This window comes from Enterovibrio litoreus (assembly GCF_045679545.1).
In the GTDB taxonomy this organism is placed as follows: domain Bacteria; phylum Pseudomonadota; class Gammaproteobacteria; order Enterobacterales; family Vibrionaceae; genus Enterovibrio.
This window is the reverse complement of record NZ_CP166195.1, coordinates 568,668-586,026: the sequence shown is the minus strand read 5'-3', so window position 1 is coordinate 586,026 and position 17,359 is coordinate 568,668. Positions and strand designations below refer to the sequence as shown.

At 45.2% G+C, this 17,359-nt stretch carries 15 protein-coding genes; 2 read left to right on the top strand and 13 right to left on the bottom strand.

What is annotated here, in order from left to right; all coding sequences use genetic code 11:
* Nucleotides 1-29 precede the first annotated feature (29 nt).
* From AB8599_RS18095 to AB8599_RS18060, 8 genes are all read right to left on the bottom strand, one after another.
* Complete coding sequence (locus AB8599_RS18095) at nucleotides 30-1,772, bottom strand: restriction endonuclease subunit S (RefSeq protein WP_407334293.1); 1,743 nt, start codon at nucleotides 1,770-1,772, stop codon at nucleotides 30-32.
* Nucleotides 1,772-3,286, bottom strand: coding sequence for an N-6 DNA methylase (locus AB8599_RS18090; RefSeq protein ID WP_407334292.1), 1,515 nt, complete (start codon nucleotides 3,284-3,286; stop codon nucleotides 1,772-1,774). Before AB8599_RS18090 ends, AB8599_RS18095 begins: the two co-directional genes overlap by 1 nt.
* A gap of 280 nt (nucleotides 3,287-3,566) precedes the next feature.
* Nucleotides 3,567-3,920 carry a hypothetical protein gene (locus AB8599_RS18085; RefSeq protein ID WP_407334291.1) on the bottom strand — a complete coding sequence of 118 codons (354 nt, stop codon included), beginning with the start codon at nucleotides 3,918-3,920 and terminating at the stop codon, nucleotides 3,567-3,569.
* 94 nt (nucleotides 3,921-4,014) lie between these two features.
* On the bottom strand, nucleotides 4,015-4,374 hold the full coding sequence (locus AB8599_RS18080; protein ID WP_407334290.1) for a hypothetical protein: 360 nt from the start codon (nucleotides 4,372-4,374) through the stop codon (nucleotides 4,015-4,017).
* A gap of 42 nt (nucleotides 4,375-4,416) precedes the next feature.
* Nucleotides 4,417-5,739 carry an MATE family Na+-driven efflux transporter gene (locus AB8599_RS18075; RefSeq protein WP_407334289.1) on the bottom strand — a complete coding sequence of 441 codons (1,323 nt, stop codon included), beginning with the start codon at nucleotides 5,737-5,739 and terminating at the stop codon, nucleotides 4,417-4,419.
* Between the two features lie 81 nt (nucleotides 5,740-5,820).
* On the bottom strand, nucleotides 5,821-8,289 hold the full coding sequence (hsdR, locus tag AB8599_RS18070) for an EcoAI/FtnUII family type I restriction enzme subunit R (protein WP_407334288.1): 2,469 nt from the start codon (nucleotides 8,287-8,289) through the stop codon (nucleotides 5,821-5,823).
* A 111-nt stretch (nucleotides 8,290-8,400) separates the two neighbouring features.
* The gene (locus AB8599_RS18065) at nucleotides 8,401-9,765 is read right to left on the bottom strand and encodes a DEAD/DEAH box helicase (RefSeq protein WP_407334287.1); all 1,365 of its coding nucleotides are present in this window, start codon (nucleotides 9,763-9,765) and stop codon (nucleotides 8,401-8,403) included.
* Nucleotides 9,759-10,316, bottom strand: coding sequence for a hypothetical protein (locus tag AB8599_RS18060; RefSeq protein ID WP_407334286.1), 558 nt, complete (start codon nucleotides 10,314-10,316; stop codon nucleotides 9,759-9,761). The genes AB8599_RS18065 and AB8599_RS18060 overlap by 7 nt, the downstream gene beginning before the upstream one ends.
* Before the next feature lie 101 nt (nucleotides 10,317-10,417).
* Here AB8599_RS18060 and AB8599_RS18055 point away from each other — a divergent pair, with 101 nt between their 5' ends.
* A complete protein-coding gene (locus tag AB8599_RS18055) occupies nucleotides 10,418-10,732 on the top strand; it encodes a helix-turn-helix domain-containing protein (protein ID WP_407334285.1) in 315 nt (104 codons plus the stop codon).
* On the opposite strand, the gene AB8599_RS18050 is transcribed toward AB8599_RS18055, so the two are convergent.
* The 5 genes from AB8599_RS18050 to AB8599_RS18030 form a co-directional block, all read right to left on the bottom strand.
* On the bottom strand, nucleotides 10,729-11,805 hold the full coding sequence (locus tag AB8599_RS18050; protein WP_407334284.1) for a TniB family NTP-binding protein: 1,077 nt from the start codon (nucleotides 11,803-11,805) through the stop codon (nucleotides 10,729-10,731). The genes AB8599_RS18055 and AB8599_RS18050 overlap by 4 nt on opposite strands.
* Nucleotides 11,805-13,688: a Mu transposase C-terminal domain-containing protein gene (locus AB8599_RS18045; protein WP_407334283.1), complete on the bottom strand. Its 1,884-nt coding sequence runs from the start codon at nucleotides 13,686-13,688 to the stop codon at nucleotides 11,805-11,807. The genes AB8599_RS18050 and AB8599_RS18045 overlap by 1 nt, the downstream gene beginning before the upstream one ends.
* Nucleotides 13,688-14,311 carry a TnsA endonuclease N-terminal domain-containing protein gene (locus tag AB8599_RS18040; protein ID WP_407334282.1) on the bottom strand — a complete coding sequence of 208 codons (624 nt, stop codon included), beginning with the start codon at nucleotides 14,309-14,311 and terminating at the stop codon, nucleotides 13,688-13,690. The genes AB8599_RS18045 and AB8599_RS18040 overlap by 1 nt, the downstream gene beginning before the upstream one ends.
* A 126-nt stretch (nucleotides 14,312-14,437) precedes the next feature.
* Nucleotides 14,438-14,746, bottom strand: coding sequence for a DUF496 family protein (locus AB8599_RS18035; RefSeq protein WP_407334281.1), 309 nt, complete (start codon nucleotides 14,744-14,746; stop codon nucleotides 14,438-14,440).
* Nucleotides 14,747-14,950: 204 nt separating this feature from the next.
* Nucleotides 14,951-15,874 carry a chemotaxis protein gene (locus AB8599_RS18030; RefSeq protein WP_407334280.1) on the bottom strand — a complete coding sequence of 308 codons (924 nt, stop codon included), beginning with the start codon at nucleotides 15,872-15,874 and terminating at the stop codon, nucleotides 14,951-14,953.
* 333 nt (nucleotides 15,875-16,207) lie between these two features.
* On the opposite strand from AB8599_RS18030, the gene AB8599_RS18025 reads away from it, so the two are divergent.
* Entirely contained in the window at nucleotides 16,208-17,152 is a 945-nt protein-coding gene (locus AB8599_RS18025; RefSeq protein ID WP_407334279.1) for a chemotaxis protein CheV, read from the top strand.
* Nucleotides 17,153-17,359: the final 207 nt, after the last annotated feature.

The window sequence follows — 17,359 nt, the reverse complement described above, 5'->3', positions numbered from 1 at the left end:
GCTGCCGTTTCGCTGATGCGAAGGAGGTACTACAACGCCTCCCCAACAATCGCATCGGTAAGCTGAAGCTGGGTTTGCTGGCTATCGCAAAGGCGCTGTTTTAGCCGCTCGCAAAGCTCCATCAGTTGGTCGACTTTAGTCAGGACTAATAACTGATGTTCCTCGGGGGCTACAGGTACTATAAGTTCGTTGATATTCTGTAAGTTCAGGCCCGGCTTGTCGCCATAACTTTGGCTTAGAAGGTGCAGCCGACCACCATGCGAACCGGTCAACCATAAATGAATGTATGGCGACAATCGTTGGTCCATCAGCTTGATTAGAGATACATGTTGACTCACGTATGCCTCTGGCAGCTCTTGTTCAACTACGGCCGCTTTACCCACATTGGCCCCGGTAATAGTGACCAGTATATCGCCAAGATCCACCTTGGTTCTTTTTCCTTCCGTGGACTGCGGTAGCTCGACAAAAGCCCGGTTATCAAATTCGACTCGATCGTACTTAATATCCTGAGAGCGAATAAATGTTGCTCCACTATCTGAGTAGTATTTATTCCACCCTCGCGAGCCACTCGTTACCAGCGAAGTCAGCGCACCAAGCCGAATCCACTCCCACCCCTTCGGTAGTTCAAACGGCTTTTCATCCTCAGCAATTGGCGGCAGGGCTTTTTGCTTTTTGATTTTCTTCTCTTTCACCAACTGCGCTTTTTCTTCCGCGATGCGCTCAAGCAGTTTTGCAGCAGGTTCGTCATTCGGGTCTTGCGGTACCAGCTTACCCATCACTGCCAGTTGCAAGATGGTTTGTTTTAGCTGATCGATGCTTTGCTCTGTGGTGAACAGGGTATCGAAGTGTTCACTGATGCGTGCCCAGTTCGCCATCAGCTCGGTGGCGTCTTGGCTGTTGGTGAGCGTCGCTAGCAGGGTTTCTACCAATACCTGATGGGCATCAAGGCTGGCTTCAGTTTGCTGCTCTAGTTGGTCGCACAGTGCCATCAGTTCGTCGACTTTAGCGACGATGCGGTGTTGTTCTTCAGTTGGAGGAATCGGAATAACACCGCTGAAGAACTGCTTGTCGTTTATTGCTGGATATGCAACACCTGTTTGGACACTCTCAACATAGCTGACAAAACTTGGAGATCTCAGGTATCTGTATACGAAAGAACTTAAGATACCTTCAAACGGATGAATTATTGCAAATGCAGTACTCGCGATGGGCTCAGGAAATATAGTCCTATCAACAACTGCGATGTTAAGGAGGTAAGGTCTAATTGTTGAGTAAATTACAGTACCTTCTTTTACTAACTTCCTTGCTCGTGAGGGAGCCGCTTCTGCTTCAAGAATATCAGCAGATTCGATCAAACCCATCTCTTTGTTGATTGCACCAACGTCAATGTAGGTAAACGAGCAGTCAGGCTTTTTCTGACCATGATCGTATCCAATAGAGCCTAACTTTAACCAACGCCAGCTTGATGGGATATCAAATGCCTGTTCCTGCTCTGTCACAGGACTAAAAATCTTTGACTTCTTGATTTTTCCTTCTACTGCTAGTCGAGCTCTTTCAGAGGCAATTCGCTCAAGCAACACTGAAGCTGGCTCATAATTTGGATCTTGAGGCACCAACTTCCCGCGCACCGCCAACTCCAAAATCAGCTCGCGCAGTTTCTTAATGCCGTAAAGCTCGCGCTTTTTGCTGCTGCCACGACCAGAAGCAGATTTTGCTTTGATGGCTGACGTCCAGATGTCGATATGGTCGGTGATCAGTTTTTCTGCAGACATTACTTCACCTCATCCGCAGTTTGCGATGAAACTGCTTGCGACGAAGAAAGGGCATTCCCCAGAATGTCTTTCAGTTGGTTGCGTAGCTCGGTGATTTCTTGCTGTTGAGTCTGGTAGCTTTCAAGCAGTTCATCTGGGTCATGGCTAACCACTTCGCCTTGATATGGGTTTTTGATATCGAGGTTGAAGTTACGGGCGATGATCTCATCAATCGAGACTTTCCACGCGTGGTTGTTCTCTACGCGGCTGGCAAAGCCGTCTTCTTCTTTGCCCCACCAATCCATTTCTTGCTGAAATTCTTCAAACTTCATCGGCTTGGTTTTGCTGTAGTTCTTCACGCCTTCTGGGTATGGGTGCTCGTAGAACCACACGTCTTTAGTTGGCTTGCCTTTGGTGAAGAACAGAATGTTGGTCTTAATGCCCGTGTAAGGGTTAAACACGCCGTTTGGCAGGCGCACAATGGTGTGCAGGTTACATTCTTCGGTCAGTAGCTTTTTGATTTTGGTTTTTACGCCCTCACCAAACAAGGTGCCGTCTGGCAATACCACGCCCGCACGACCGCCGTCTTTGTCACCTGAAGGCTCAGCCAGCACTTCAATGATGAGTTGCAAGAACAGGTCTGCAGTTTCGCGGGTTTGCATTTCTGCGGGGAAGTTCTTTTCGATGCCGTCTTCTTCCGTGCCACCGAACGGTGGGTTGGTCGCGATAACATCAATATTGCTGTCCCAGCTTGAAAGCGGTTTGTTAAGTGTGTTTCCGTGTTTGATTTGCGACGGCACTTCAATGCCATGCAGCATCATGTTGGTGATACACAACAAATGCGGAAGCTGTTTTTTCTCGACACCGTGGATCTGCTTTTGCAGCGTATGGTGATCAGCCGTTGTTTCGACATAGTTGTTCTTCACGTGGTCAAACGAACACGCTAAGAAGCCACCTGTGCCGCACGCGGGGTCCATGATGTTGTCGCCAAGCTTAGGATCTAGGCGGTCAACGATAAAACGCGTCACGGCGCGAGGTGTATAGAATTCACCCGCGTTGCCTGCGCTTTGTAAGTCTCGCAGGATCTGCTCGTAGATGTCACCAAACAGGTGACGTTCTTTTGAATCGGTAAAGTCGATTTCATTGAGCTTGTTGATCACTTGGCGCAGCAAGGTGCCGTTTTTCATGTAGTTGAATGCGTCGCTAAACGCTTCTTTCACCACAAAGCCGCGAGGGTTGGTATCCACTGGTGCGGTGAAGTTTTTCAACTTGTGGAATAGGTCATCATTCACGAATTCCAGCAAGGCTTCGCCCGTAATGCCCTGCGCATCTTGTGCCCAGTTGCGCCAGAGGTACTTCTCTGGAATTGGCGCTTTGTAGTCATCCAGTTCTAGCTCTAATTCTTCTTCCTGCGCATCAAAGACTTTGAGGAATAATAGCCATGACATTTGCCCAAGGCGCTGTGCATCGCCATCGACACCGGCATCTTTGCGCATGATGTCTTGAATAGATTTGATTACGGAACTGATAGACATGAGTTAACTGCTTTTATAAGGCGGAAATTGTGGGGAATTATAGCGAAAACGGGGACACATTGAGAGGAGAATTCGTGTTGAAAAAACAGCCTGAAATAGCAGCATCGCAGGCAAAGAAAGCGGTATATATCAATGATATTGATAGAAAAATTAAGGCATGGACATTCAGGTGGTTATTGAATGTCCATATTGCATGACAAATCACAGCGCTGAATTTGTCGAACACATCACGCGCATTGGCGGAAAAGCGTGCGTGAGAAGTGGCGCTCGCGGTTTGTGATCATTGAGCAGGAAGCAGCTCCTCGCCATTCGCTAAGCCAATCTCTTCACCCAGATAAGAATAGATATCTGTTAATTGAACCTCATCTAACTCTGTACCTGTATAGGTAAACATCCCTTCATAAAGAAGTTGGTCGGGCGAGCCCATCATAATTTTTATGTTGTAATCAGGGTGAGCAGACTCAATGATTTTAAAGCCAACAGAGTCAGGTTCAGACAGCCAAAGCATGTCACCGAGCAATTGAGCATTAGACGAGGGTAAGGTGACAACCTCAAAAAAACCAAAGAAAAGAATCGCTAAGGCTACAAACACCGACAGCAAGAAAAACAGCGCTATTTTTAGTATTTTCTTCATGTTATTTGGTATATCTAGCGTGAAGTGAGGTGGGTGAAGTAAAGATAGATCAAGTCAGATAGAAGCATGAAAGTTACTAACTCTCTCTTCGTGGTCATTGAGCGGGGACCATCTTTTCACCGTTCGTTAAGTCGATATCTTCACCAAAATAGGATCCAAGATCCATCAACGTTACCTTATCGAGTTCTGAGCCTTTATAAATAAACTTACCTTCGTAATAAATCTCATCCGGCGAGTTCATGGTGATTTTTATCCGATATTTGGGGTGGGCTGATTCAAGGATTTTAAACCCGATGCCACCATCTGGTGCCTCGTACCAAATCATATCCCCAACAAGTTGCGCGTCGGCATTATGTTCCACGGGCGCAATTTTTAAAAAACCAAAAAAGAAAATCACTAAGGCCACAAACACTGAGAGTAAGAAAAACAGTGATATTTTCAGTATTTTTTTCATTTTAATCAGATACCTTTAACGGAACTTTTTCGCAAACTAAACCTACGTCATGCTGTACTTCAGGTTTGTCTCCTTTTTCCTTACATGAAGATAAAGACCAAACGTAATGAGTGCATCACATGTCATTCCCATCCCAAACATCATCGCGATGCTCTGCAAGTTCGGTATGAAAATGCCTTGAACGTAAGCTATAAAGGCTGAGCCGTAGAATAACGTATTTACCGCCAGCGATTGATATAACATGAGATCTGTCCGTCCCATGCCATAAAAATAACTATCAATCACATTGTTGAAGGCAAACACCACGTAAAAGCCCAACATAAGCAATGCCAATTGATAGACGTTCTGGTAATCACTAATTCCCATGACATGCTCAATAAACCCTTCCCAAAGTGGAATACTCATCAACCATACAACAGTGATGACACCAGTCAGCATAAGATAAGCATTCACTTTCGCTATAGTAAGCCCCTTTGAGCATGCAGCATCCTGTCTTACTAGTTGCCCCAGAGCGATGACAGGTAGCAGGAGCCAACCCCAAATAAACTGGTTGGTGACCCAAAATGTGCCAGCTTGTTTAACCTGATTGACGAGCTGCAAAACCATGATGATAAATGCGGCGTTTCGGACAAAAGATTCCAACCCAGACTTCATGCCAATTCGAAGCCATGATCTCATCCATGCAGTGTCACGAAAAACCATTGAAAGGCTTATTGCCCCTTGCCTGTAGAACCAACACAACGCCAATGCGCATAAAATGCTGTTGGTCAGAATGTTTGTATAAGCAATGCCATTGATACCAAGCTGAAGCGAGAAAGATAATTGGCTGACAAATAAGGTATCAAGACCCATCATCAACGCGGTTTTTAACGCAATAAATGCATACAGTTTCTTCTGCGCGTCTTTGAGCACCAAGGCTAAAACAAACAGCTCGGCAATGCTTGAAATAAGAATAGCGACCGCTTCAAGACGAATGTATTCCGTGGTGTCTTTGAGAAGCTCTGGGCTGTGTTGCATGGCTGATATCAGCCAAGGAGAAAAACTGAAAACGCCCACCGTCATCAAACAGTACACCGCTAAATAAACGACCGCTGCACCAGAGAAACGTTGTGAAAACTGTTCATTGATTTTTTCATTGATGACTTGCCCAAGTATGAATACTAGCGGCAGCAGCAAGGCTTCGTTGATGACTTCATACCCTACATTAAGCCAAGCAATTTGAGCGGCAATACTAAATGCCCATGTATCAGGTAACGAGCCAAGAAAGTGAACCCTAAGTGTTGAATAAATGGTGGGAATGAATCCTGAAAGTAACAACACGAACAACAATCTGTAGTTAACAGCACTTACAGCTCGAACGTTCATTGTATCTCCCTATTTTAAATGTCATATGACAGAAAAAGGCTGCATTGTGAAATGCAGCCTTGTGAAGAAAAGGGTTGGTTTTTATGCGCTTTGGTAGATAGCCGCTTCTAAATCGTTAACGGCGGCAAGGTAGGCGGTTTTATCTCCAAATGCTTTTTTGATGATTTCTAAAGGTCTGCCCATTTCATCAAATGGCTTCACTTTGAGAACATGGATATTCTCGATTTCTTGCACCCCTTCATCGGCGTATTTCTCCAACAGATTACTCAGCACCTGCTGGGCCGTTTCACCGTATTTGGTAAAGTAATTCCGCTTCTTGACGTTCTCTGCACGTTCTTTTCTAGTGAGCGCTGGCTGGTCGTAAACGACGTGGCAGATCATGTCGAAAGGGTCCATTTCTTTGCCAATTTCTTGCTCTAAGGCATCCCAAATGATGCCTTCTTCTGCGAGCTCATCAATAATGGCCTGCTTGCGCTCTGCGTCGTTCCATTTCTTGGTGAACTCATCCAACGAGGAAAACTGCTTTGCCATGGTTTTGCGGGTGTAATCTTTGAATGATTCGGTAACGAGCTTGCCGTCGGTATCGTAATACTGAACACGTTCTGCAATCTTCTCAACGGTAACGCCAGACACATGATATTTCACGCGAGGCTCTGAGATTTCATCACCGCCGCCCATTGGGTCAAGGGGATCACCGGTGTTTTCATCGTACGAGCCAGAGGGCGGAGTGGGATCCACCACTGTGTCTGGGTCAATATCGTCCGACGCAAAGGGATCATTGGCATCTTCAATGGCTTCGTCGCCACTCACGATGTCTTCCAACTCCACCTCGTCATCAAAGTCTTTCGCATTCGCTTCTTTAACGCGAACAGGCTCGCCATCAAACCGTTCATCGGCAAACAGTTCTGTGGCTTTTTTGAAATCCAAAATCGAGAACCACAACTTGCCGTAGCGGTCATCAATACGCGTGCCGCGACCAATGATCTGTTTGAACTTGGTCATGGATTGAATGCCTTGGTCCAACACCACCAATTTACAGGTTTTGGCATCGACACCCGTTGTCATTAACTCTGAGGTGGTCGTGATGACAGGATACTTTTTCTTGGGGTTGATGAAGTTATCCAGTTGCGCTTTGCCCAACTCATCATCGCCCGTTATTTTCATCACGTATTTTTCGTTTTTGGCGACTTGTTCCGGGCTGCAATTTACCAGCGCTCGACGCATACGCTCTGCATGGTCAATGTCGTTACAAAATACGATGGTTTTCGACATGGGATCGGTACGCTTTAGGTAGCTCGTGATCGTCTCTGCGACGAGCTGTGTCCGCTCATCAATGATGAGGTTTCTGTCCATGTCTTTTTGGTTGTAGATGCGATCTTCAATCAACTCGCCGTTTCTATCGACTTGTCCTTTGGTTGGTCGCCAACCTTTTAAGTCAACATCAAGGTCAACACGGATGACTTTGTATGGTGCGAGAAAGCCATCTTCAATACCTTGCTTCAGGGAATAGGTATAAACGGGTTCGCCAAAGTATTCGATGTTTGAGACTTCATCGTTTTCATTTGGCGTTGCGGTTAGGCCTACCTGTGTTGCGGAGCTGAAATACTCCAGTATTTCACGCCATGCACTATCTTCTGACGCGCTACCTCTATGGCACTCGTCAATGATGATGAGATCGAAGAAATCAGGGTTAACTTGCTTGAAGGCTTTTTGGTGTTCTTCTGGCCCCGTTAACGCTTGATAAAGACCGAGGTGGATCTCGTAAGCAGGGTCGACACGTCGGCCTGTTACCTTTGTCATTGCGGTATCAAACGGTTGAAAATCGTTATTCTTGGTCTGATCCACAAGGATGTTTCTATCCGCCAAAAACAGGATGCGTTTCTTCGCTTTGGCTTTCCAAAGTCGCCAAATGATTTGAAAGGCGGTATAGGTTTTACCCGTTCCCGTTGCCATGACAAGCAGAATTCTGTCTTGACCTGCCGCTACCGCTTCGACGGTTTTATTGATGGCCTGTAGCTGATAGTAACGTGGCGATTTACCACTGCCATCATCATGATAATCTTGGGTAATAACAGCAAGATGTTCCGATTTGTAGCCTTTCCAGCGGCAGTATTTATCCCAAAGCTGTTGAGGCGTAGGGAAATCTTCAAGGCGAATGGCTGACTCTAGTTGCGATTCTTCATGAGTACCCAGTTTGGTTTTGTCATGAAACACAAAACCATCACCGTTCGAGGCAAAGACAAAAGGCACTTCCAGCAAGCTGGCGTAATCCAGCCCTTGTTGTAACCCTTTGCCAATTTCATGCTTGTTGGCTTTGGCTTCAATGACGGCCAACGGCATGCTTGGCTTATGATAGAGCACAATATCCGCTGATTTCACTTTCATCCGAGCTGCCGCTTGACCGCGAACAATGACCTTTCCGTCTCGAAGTTTTACTTCCTGACGGATCTGAGTCATGTCATCCCAGCCGACGTTTTTAACCGCAGGGAGAATGAACTTGCTGATAATGTCCGCTTCTGAAAGCGCTGATTTTTTGAAGCCTTGAGTCATAAAGCCAACTGTACAACTTACTGGATGCCAACATTATAACGAAGTTTATTAGTCAGGCGATCTGTTTGATGCATGCGTCACTCTAAAACATTGAACCCAAACAAGATGCCCCTAAACATAATGGGCAAGCACGCGCTGTTTGAATGTTCCCATAACAAATAGATCCCGAGTCATAGGGTCATATCTCGATTTTGGTGATTCCGGACCGTTACCGAATGTGATGTCATCATGCATTTCTTCGAATAAGACACCTCGGTTCTCAAGGGTTTTAGGGCCACTTCGGTTCTCTTGAGCATCATGGAAGTCGTTCACGCGCTCAAACTGAAGGTGACAGTCTGGTACATCAACCACTAGCTGTTCGGCAAAGCGCGTAAGGTTACTTTCCGCTAGGGTGTAAAGCCAAGCATCAGGTTGGTCTTCAACTCTCATTCTTAGTATTCGCCCAAGTACTTGCCTGAAATGCAGCTCAGTTTTCACGCGGCTTAAATGGCAACAAACCTGCAGCCTCGGGATATCTGTTCCTTCACTTACCATGCCAACACTGACTATCCATGGTATTTCAGAGTGTCTGAAATTATTTATCGTATTCGACGCTTTCTCATGCCGATAAGTGACGACGACTGACTTTTGCTTAAATGAACGCCACAGTAATTCTGAAATAGCTTCTGCGTGTTGAACGCTCGCAGCAACGACCAATCCAGCGGCATCAGGGGTTCTTACTCTTATCTGGTCTAGTTTTTCGCTTGCAAGCTTAAGTACATGGCGCAATATATTTTCGCTACCAATAAGCGCTTGATACGGCATTCCTGAACCATCAAGAAAATCGCATATGGAGCCAAAGCGATCTGTTCTTCCATCCGAGCGGGTCAGGGTTAATGCATTATTGTCAACCAATACAATATTTGGACGACGACAGATTTTGTCTGCTATTGCTTCGGCCATGCCGTAAGTGAAGTCACAATGTATGTGACCTGCTTTTGAATAGGCCGCTAATGCAATGGGGGATGCATTTGAACGCCACGGCGTACCAGTGAGAGCTAGCGTATAGCGAGCATACTGCTGAAGCTTGGCAATGATTTTGCTGCCCCAGGCATTTGGCGCTTCTCCTCCTGCACAGTGATGTATTTCGTCAAAAACCACGAGCAACCTCAGTTTGCTGAGAGAGTGCCAAAAGCTGTCGTTGAGGTGAAATAAACCTTGATACGTCAATGACGCGCCAACCTCACCCAGCCCTCCATTAAAGCTGCAGTTCAGTCGATATGAAAAGGTGTAACGAATTCCATCTGCAATATTCACCGACGGTGAAAAGCAAAGTACCGCGTCTATCATGTCTTGATGTAATAACCGCGCAGCAACCTCTGCTGCCATAACGGTTTTTCCCGCTCCAGGGGTTGCGAGGCAGAGAAAATGTCGGTGGCCTGAAGAATACTTGTTGATTGCGCTTTCAGCACAAGCCGATTGCCACTTTCTTAACATTTGCTCGTCACCAATTTGCTAAGCGCATTAATACGGCCTAGAAGCTCGGCAGATTGGTCTTTGGTTTTCGAATAGAGCGGTTCAATAAGCGCTGCTTGTTCTGGGTATAAATCGAGGACGCGTTTGTATTCTTCAACTTCACCTAAGGTAATGCGCAGTTCAGCCTCTGATTGCGCTTTATCGCGAGAAAGCTGCCCCAGAAATAGTTCGTCATTTGTCGATACTGAAGCCGATGGTTCAGTTGATACAACTAAAGCCGTTTCTTTTGGTAGTTTCGTGCGATTGGCTGAGGTGTACTCGTGAGCGCGAAATGCATCAGTTTTAAAGTAACGTGCTTCTGGTGAAGCCTTATCTCCACCTTTTATGAGGTACCCTCGATCCACCAATTTATAAACTTGACGGTATATCTTCAGTCGCAGTTCTCGCTTATTTATTTCCTCGCCTATCTCTGGCAGCAAACAATCCCTTACTTCGACTATCGAGAAACCATCCATTCCTTTCTCTATCAATGCTTTATATAACCACTGGTTTAGGGGCACGTTTGGGTTCATCTTGACTACTACACTCATCGAAAACTTAGGATTGCTAAGTATACAGAAATCAGTAAAACTTAGACAATCTAAGTCGACATAGGTCAACCAGATATGGCTCAGTGCAAAAAGACAACCCAATCCCCACGAGGCTCAAAGAAGCCCGTAAAAAAGCCGGTATCACCCAAAAAGAGTTGGGTATAAGAATTGGTATGGAACAAAGCTCTGCCAGTGGTCGCATGAACCACTACGAGAAAGGACGCCACACGCCTGATATAGGCACGCTCCGCCGCATGGCGGATGAGCTTGGCGTGCCGCTGAATTACTTTTTCTGTGAAAGCGAGTTAAGTGCCGAGCTGGCCTGCGTGATTGATAGAATGAGTGATGAAGAGAAGGCAGCATTGATTGCGACCTTGGGTAGGGATGGCGAGAGCTAGCCCCTGCGCAATGGCTTATTGCTCAAAAGAAGGCCCGTTGGCAAGGCGTCGGTCAAAAGACGAGGCAACATCTTATCCTCCTTAGACGTAGCCGATAAGTTGTATCTTGATACCTCTTTTAGCTCTCTTATTTCTATCTGCTCAATTGAGCATTCGAAAGGGTTTTGTTGCTTCGGGTATTTTTGAACAAAAGTGGCTGACAAAACCTTCTTATCAATTGTCGGCTTTGCTTGGAGAAAACTGTTTAACAGCGCATCTTCAAGGAAGTGCTTTAGTTTCCTGCATTCACCTGAACAGATGGAAAAGAGTGGATAGAGTATATCGTCACCCGTCAGTATTGGCTTTTGGTCAAGTTGCATTCTAGAAGCCAATCCTGCGACAAATCTTGCAAAGTGCTCTTTTCCCTCGATATCAGGAATAGATGGAGATTCTCTATCTTCGGTATCTTGGTGTTTGAAAAGCCTGAAGTAATCAATCTCTCTCCTCCACCCAAGGCGTGAACTCCACTGGGCTTCATTGGCTAACACTCCTGCATATGGCATCCCAACAAGCACAAAGGGGACCTTTGCTTCCTCGCTTATATATTTAAACGTATTGGCTATTTCTTGACGCATGTCGGCTGTTGAAAACTCAATAAGCTCTTGTATTTCATTAACAATAATTAGTTCGACATTTTTATCTTTGATCTGGCGCACAATTCCCTTAGCCAGGGCTGGGGCTTTTTTTCTGTTGTTGGTTCGGCTGGAGGAGGCCTTATTATTGAGATCTGTAAGAAACTGTTGAATGGTGCCTTCTTCACTGATGTTTGAAGGGATTCGCGTGCTTAAAATTTTTTGGTCAGCGAAACTGTGGGTCGAGTTAGTCGGGTTTTTCGCGAGGTATTGGTTCACTAAAGCGGTTTTGCCAGAACCAGTTTCACCCGTCAGTAACATGGACTCTTGTTCACCGCCGAGATGTCGATTTAGCCGCAATCGGTCAAATACGCCAAAAATCTCTGAGATTGCAGGATATTCAATGAAGCATGACCTAAATGCTACCAGGCTGTTCATTTGGTCAGAGTTTAGTTGGATCATCAATACCCCTCGATATCGGTAAAGTCCTGTAAGGGAGGGTGATTTTCGACTGTAGGCTCCGGCGACGTTGAAGTAATGCCGTTGGTTAGCATTCTATCTTTATTTACGATAGTCGTTGGGCCGTCAGAGCCTACATCTCGGAATTTTGCAATTTTTGATACATTTCCTGACTTAGGTAAGCTTCTCTTTCCTTTCTTTGGCTGAGAGAAATACTCGATCTCCTCATCTATCCTTCCGTCAATATACAAACGGGCATCAGCAAGAGCTTCTTCGTCGACTAGGCTTCTCGTGTGTAGCCGTTGAACACGGAGCGAACGTTGATGTTCAAAGAGCGATAAGCCCTTTGTATAGCCAGTGCTGTCTACCGCAGGAACTTTGATATAACGTGCTTCTTGATCAAGGTAAACATAGATATGACTAAGGTCTGAAGGATCGGTTTTAGTCTTGACGTAGAGTTTGTCTGCATTGTATTTGCGGTAGTTGATAAGCTCATCCGATTGATATCGAATACTGTGTAGGTGTATACCACCTAGCCGGATGGTGCGATGCCTTAATAACCCCAATTCAATTCTCAACTGCTTTTCTTCTTTACCTTCATAAAAGTTGGGGCGCCACTTACTACTGTCCCACTTACGATAGGGTATCGCTCGCTCTCTTGAATCGGAGTCTTGGTGGTATATATCGACAATCCATTTATGCATGAAAGATAAGAACGTAGATACACGTATTACTGCGTCTTTTTTAGGATTGTAATCTTTAAGTTGTTCAGGGTTCGTGAAGGTCTTACCGGGAAGTTTATTGTTTACTCCCCTGTTAAAGAGGTCGAACACATTTTCTACACCAGGCTTTTCCCACGGGTGAGCTGTCTTGCAATAGTCGATATCTGTAACAAGAGGTCGTAAGGCGTCCTCCAAGCTATCGCTCCAAAATTCGGCACCATTATCAACCACTAAGTGTTCAATTTTCCCGAAACAGGGCCAGTCATTTTCGACCATCGGGTAGCGCTCTTTCAGCCAATCCTTTTTTAAGACAGCATTTAAAAATGCTTTCCGTACAGAGTCATAGCTAGGCTCTCTCCAGTTAACGCTTAAACCAACAATGCACTTTGTGTATCGGTCAAAAAGTATGGTCAGGTAGGGGCGGCCGACAGCGATATCAAGTTCATCATCGATTAGAATCACGGGCGCTGGCGTATGATCGATTTCAACATATTCTAGAGGGTATGTGGCAGGAACCATTTCACCAACACTTCGATATTTCCTGTCAGCATATCGCTTGCCGTACCTTGCCAAATCGACATCGTAAGGAGGGAGCTCTTTTATTCGGTCATAAAAAGCCCTGTCTTTCAGCAGCGTGATTTTACCGTCAACAATGTTTCTATTGGCTAGCAGAACTTGGTCTTTGTAGTATTGATAGGTCTCAGCAACTGTTAGCCTTTCTCGAGTCAGATATTTTTTCTCGATTGCTTCGTCTATGTATTGCTGTGAGTCAGTATGCCGGTTCCGGTTCCGGTTTCCTTTCTTTCGATGCTGGGGCACGAGGGAATGAATCGACCTACCGGATTCGTAATACTGCTTTTTCCAATCCGCAAGTGCTCTCCAGCTAGGTATTTTTATACCTAGTGAGCATTTTGCTTCAGCCAGTATCGGTACAAGATTCTTTTCAGTCCACCCACCCTTAATCCTACGCTCCACGAAACGTATGATCTTAAGTTTCGCGATGGCCGCTTGTTGTTCCTTCTCTGTGTAGGAGTCTAAAGACCGAATGAGGTGATGAGTATTAGATCCTTTGAACAAATCTTCGAAAAGATCATCGTCACTTTTGTCAGGAGATGCCCCAAAAGCACTGTCATACCCAAAAGCAGCGCTTTTTTCATCACTCATTAGTCACACCATACAAGCGTGTTTAAGCTGAACGGCTCTTGCCTTAAATCTGCATTGATTTTTTTCGAAGAAATCCAGCATAAAGAGCATATCAAGGTCTCGTGCTCTGAAATACCAAGCTCATCAGCGACTTGATAGAGCTTAACTGCCCCTCTTTTGCGAACAAACGCCAAAACACTTTTTTGTATTCCAGTAACGGTGTGGAGACCTGAGTATCGATGTAACAGCTTGAGATTATTGATGATTGGGTCGAATCGGATTTGCTTTTCAGTGACAAGAACAAGTGCGTGTCCTAACTCATCGGCAACGCGAACTTTCTTTCCAAATCGGGCTTTAAAGTCTGGTGAAGATATTTTGCTAGAGTGTTTTACTTCGAAAAATGCTGAGGTTCCGGCGCTGTCGAAAACTTGAAAATCGGGAGTGTATCGACATTTTCGACCATTAAAATGGTAGAAAAAGCCATCGGGTTGGGAGACATACGAGTGAACATCTGGATTGTATTCGAGGTGAAGACAAAAATCGTATTCGAGTACAGACATCGTGCGAACGACAGCATCGTTCTTCAAGCTCATAAACTTTCTGATGTTGTGGACAAATGAGGCTTTATTAGTTTGATCAAACATATTCAGCATAACCGTACGTTGTAAAGTTACTACTAAACGTAGGTTATGCTGACTATTACTGCAAATATGCAGCTTATGAGTACAATGTTTGCAGACTTACACTGCAAGCATCAAGCATCAAGATGCTTATTTTTTGCCTTCTTTTTCAAGACGCGTCAATTCTTGGATTTGACGGCTGATTTCACGACGCTCTTTTGAAATCTCTGCGCTGTTGATGATGTGGTCATCAACACGATCTTCGTAATCAGCTTTCATGTTCTTGATGATCTCTACGATCTCATTGTGAGTCATGTTTGGCTGAATGTAGTCAAGCAGGTTCTCAAGCAAGGTGACGCGCTTTTGGTTGTCGCGGATTTTTTTCTCGTTGTCCTGAATTTCCCGCTTCAGTTTATTTTTGCGACGAGAGAACTTAACGATCTCGAATACATTGTTCATAGGTCTTTAACCTTCTATGTGTGATCCTGACGAAATTAAACCACATTGAGGCAGCCGGAAACAGTCTTTTGATCAAGGAAAAGTGAGTAATGTGAAAGATGTAATTGGCGTGAAGTGCAGATAAGTATTGGGATAAGTTGCTCATCATGTTGCGCATGTCCGTCTGGGGGGGACACATGCAACATGATGACAAATGAAAATAAATTACTCGATAGTGCCTTCTAATCGAACGTGCTCATTCTCGGTCTTCATGTTGGCCCCTCTTAGCATGGCATTAACCAGCTCAGTGGCATCGAATTTTTCCAATGCTTCATGTGCACCGACCTGCTTTGCACGGTCAACACTGATTTCGCTCGACAAGGAGGTATGAAGTATCAGGTAAGCCTCTGAAATTGAGTTGTTGCTCCGAATCTCAAACGCCAACTCATATCCGTCGATACCGGGCATTTCAATATCACTGACAACAATGTCAAAAGGTCGCCCGGCTAAGGCAGAATCTTTCATTTTGTCGAGCGCATCAAGGCCGTCGGCACTCACCACATAAGGGATATTGATGCTATCGAGCGCTTCGGACACTTGTCGTCTAGCCAAAGCACTGTCATCCACCAACAGGATGTGCATTGGTTTTAGCTTTTCGCGATCTACGTCGGCGAGAATCGGGTGAAGCTTATCAGCAGAAGTTGGGAATACTTTTGACATGATGAGCTCAACATCGAGCAGCTGCACCGTCTTTTTTTCAACCTGCATGACGCCTGTTAAAAATGCACCTGTACCAAGCGAACTCGGCGGTGGTGCAATGTTTCGCCAATCACACTCGCTGATCTTTTCGATACCACGTACTAGAAAGCCAACCACGCGTCGTTGGCAATCTGTAATGATGATAAAACAGTCTTTATACTCATCTTTGCTCACTGGGGCGTAGCCAATCGCTTTCGCCATATCGATGACAGGCGTTGTTATGCCACGCATGTTGGCAGTACCAATAACCGTATGGTGTGAACCTGGGAGCAATGTGAGCGGGCAAAAGGGCACGATCTCTCGCACTTTGAGCGTGCCAATCGCAAAGGTCTGCGTGGCAGAAAGTTTAAAGAGCAACATTCCCTGAGATTCATTGGCCTTGCTTTTCATATTAGCGCCTGTCAGTAAACAGAAATTTTTATAGTTGTACTCTAATTGTAGCGTTTGATCGCCACGATAACACCTAGGTTATTCTGATTTATCAGTGAACATTGGTAAAAAATTCTGTGATAGTGATTTGATTTGTAACGATCTGTCATGCATGCAAGGTGTTGGGGTTTCGCTTTATTCAAGGAGTTTTTCTATTATTAAGGTTAATTGATAAGTTACGCGCTAAATAGTGACGCTATGATGAGCAGTGAATACAAATGTGTTTTACTCTTGTCATTCCATAGACAATGAGAAATCACACACTGATGTGATCACCGAGCGGTTAGTATACTCATGACAAGTATTTTAGATTCTGTAGATTCCCGAACCCGCCTTGTAGGTGAAAATCGGCTTGAGCTATTGATTTTTCAACTAGGCACCAGACAGCTCTTCGCGATTAATGTGTTTAAGGTGCGAGAGGTACTGAAAGTGCCGCACCTCAATCAGCTGCCTGGGGCTCATCCTAAGATACGCGGTGTGGCAACTATCCGAGGCCACTCCATCCCTGTTATCGATATGCGTCAGTCAGTAGGAATGCGTCCTCTTGAAGTCGATAAAGAAGCCAACCTTATCGTGACGGAATATAATCGCTCGATTCAGGCTTTTCTGGTGGGGAAAGTGGTCTATATCAAGAATATGGGCTGGAATGAAATCATGGAGCCCCCAAGCACTGGGCGCGGCAACTACTTGACGGCCATTACCAAGCTTGAGCATGAAAACGAACTTAAGCTGGTTGAGATCATTGATGTTGAAAAAGTCTTGGCTGAGATTGTCTCTTACGACATTGGTATTTCTGAGGAAGTATTGGATCAGGATTTGTCCCAGCATTTAGTGGGCAGAAAAGTCTTAGTGGTTGACGATTCGTCTACGGCCAGAAAACAAGTCACCGAAACATTGAAACAGCTTGGCATTGAATGCATTGAAATGAAAAACGGGGCGCATGCACTGAGATTGCTTCAGTCATGGTGTGACGAAGGCAAGAAAGTGACCGATGAAATCTTGCTGATGATCACCGATGCAGAGATGCCAGAAATGGATGGATACAAGCTTACCTCTGAAGTCCGTGCTGATAGCCGAATGAGTAATCTGTATATTGCATTGAATACCTCACTCAGTGGCAGCTTTAATGAAGCCATGGTTGAGAAAGTCGGCTGTGATCGTTTTGTGTCTAAGTTCCAACCTGACCTCCTAGTTGATGTGGTGCAAACGCGCATGCGTCAAGTGCTCGAGCAAAAATAGAGAGAGAAAACAGGGGGAAGGTGAGACATCTGTGCGTCGCGTATTTATTGGCTTCTCATTTGATAGCGCAGCAGGCCTTTGTACTTTTCAGTGTGTCCACCGAATGAAAGCCTTTCAATAAGGTCATTCCTCCGTGACGTTGTTCTGACACCGATCTTATTCACTTTTTCTGTGGATAACTCAGTGAGTGTTGTCTGTTTTCAATCC

Excerpts from the sequence above, each read along its gene's own strand:
- AB8599_RS18095 (WP_407334293.1), bottom strand. The coding sequence starts at position 1,772 with ATGTCTGCAGAAAAACTGATCACCGACCATATCGACATCTGGACGTCA.
- AB8599_RS18090 (WP_407334292.1), bottom strand. The coding sequence starts at position 3,286 with ATGTCTATCAGTTCCGTAATCAAATCTATTCAAGACATCATGCGCAAA.
- AB8599_RS18085 (WP_407334291.1), bottom strand. The coding sequence starts at position 3,920 with ATGAAGAAAATACTAAAAATAGCGCTGTTTTTCTTGCTGTCGGTGTTT.
- AB8599_RS18080 (WP_407334290.1), bottom strand. The coding sequence starts at position 4,374 with ATGAAAAAAATACTGAAAATATCACTGTTTTTCTTACTCTCAGTGTTT.
- AB8599_RS18075 (WP_407334289.1), bottom strand. The coding sequence starts at position 5,739 with ATGAACGTTCGAGCTGTAAGTGCTGTTAACTACAGATTGTTGTTCGTG.
- hsdR (WP_407334288.1), bottom strand. The coding sequence starts at position 8,289 with ATGACTCAAGGCTTCAAAAAATCAGCGCTTTCAGAAGCGGACATTATC.
- AB8599_RS18065 (WP_407334287.1), bottom strand. The coding sequence starts at position 9,765 with ATGTTAAGAAAGTGGCAATCGGCTTGTGCTGAAAGCGCAATCAACAAG.
- AB8599_RS18060 (WP_407334286.1), bottom strand. The coding sequence starts at position 10,316 with ATGAACCCAAACGTGCCCCTAAACCAGTGGTTATATAAAGCATTGATA.
- AB8599_RS18050 (WP_407334284.1), bottom strand. The coding sequence starts at position 11,805 with ATGATCCAACTAAACTCTGACCAAATGAACAGCCTGGTAGCATTTAGG.
- AB8599_RS18045 (WP_407334283.1), bottom strand. The coding sequence starts at position 13,688 with ATGAGTGATGAAAAAAGCGCTGCTTTTGGGTATGACAGTGCTTTTGGG.
- AB8599_RS18040 (WP_407334282.1), bottom strand. The coding sequence starts at position 14,311 with ATGTTTGATCAAACTAATAAAGCCTCATTTGTCCACAACATCAGAAAG.
- AB8599_RS18035 (WP_407334281.1), bottom strand. The coding sequence starts at position 14,746 with ATGAACAATGTATTCGAGATCGTTAAGTTCTCTCGTCGCAAAAATAAA.
- AB8599_RS18030 (WP_407334280.1), bottom strand. The coding sequence starts at position 15,874 with ATGAAAAGCAAGGCCAATGAATCTCAGGGAATGTTGCTCTTTAAACTT.
- AB8599_RS18025 (WP_407334279.1), top strand. The coding sequence starts at position 16,208 with ATGACAAGTATTTTAGATTCTGTAGATTCCCGAACCCGCCTTGTAGGT.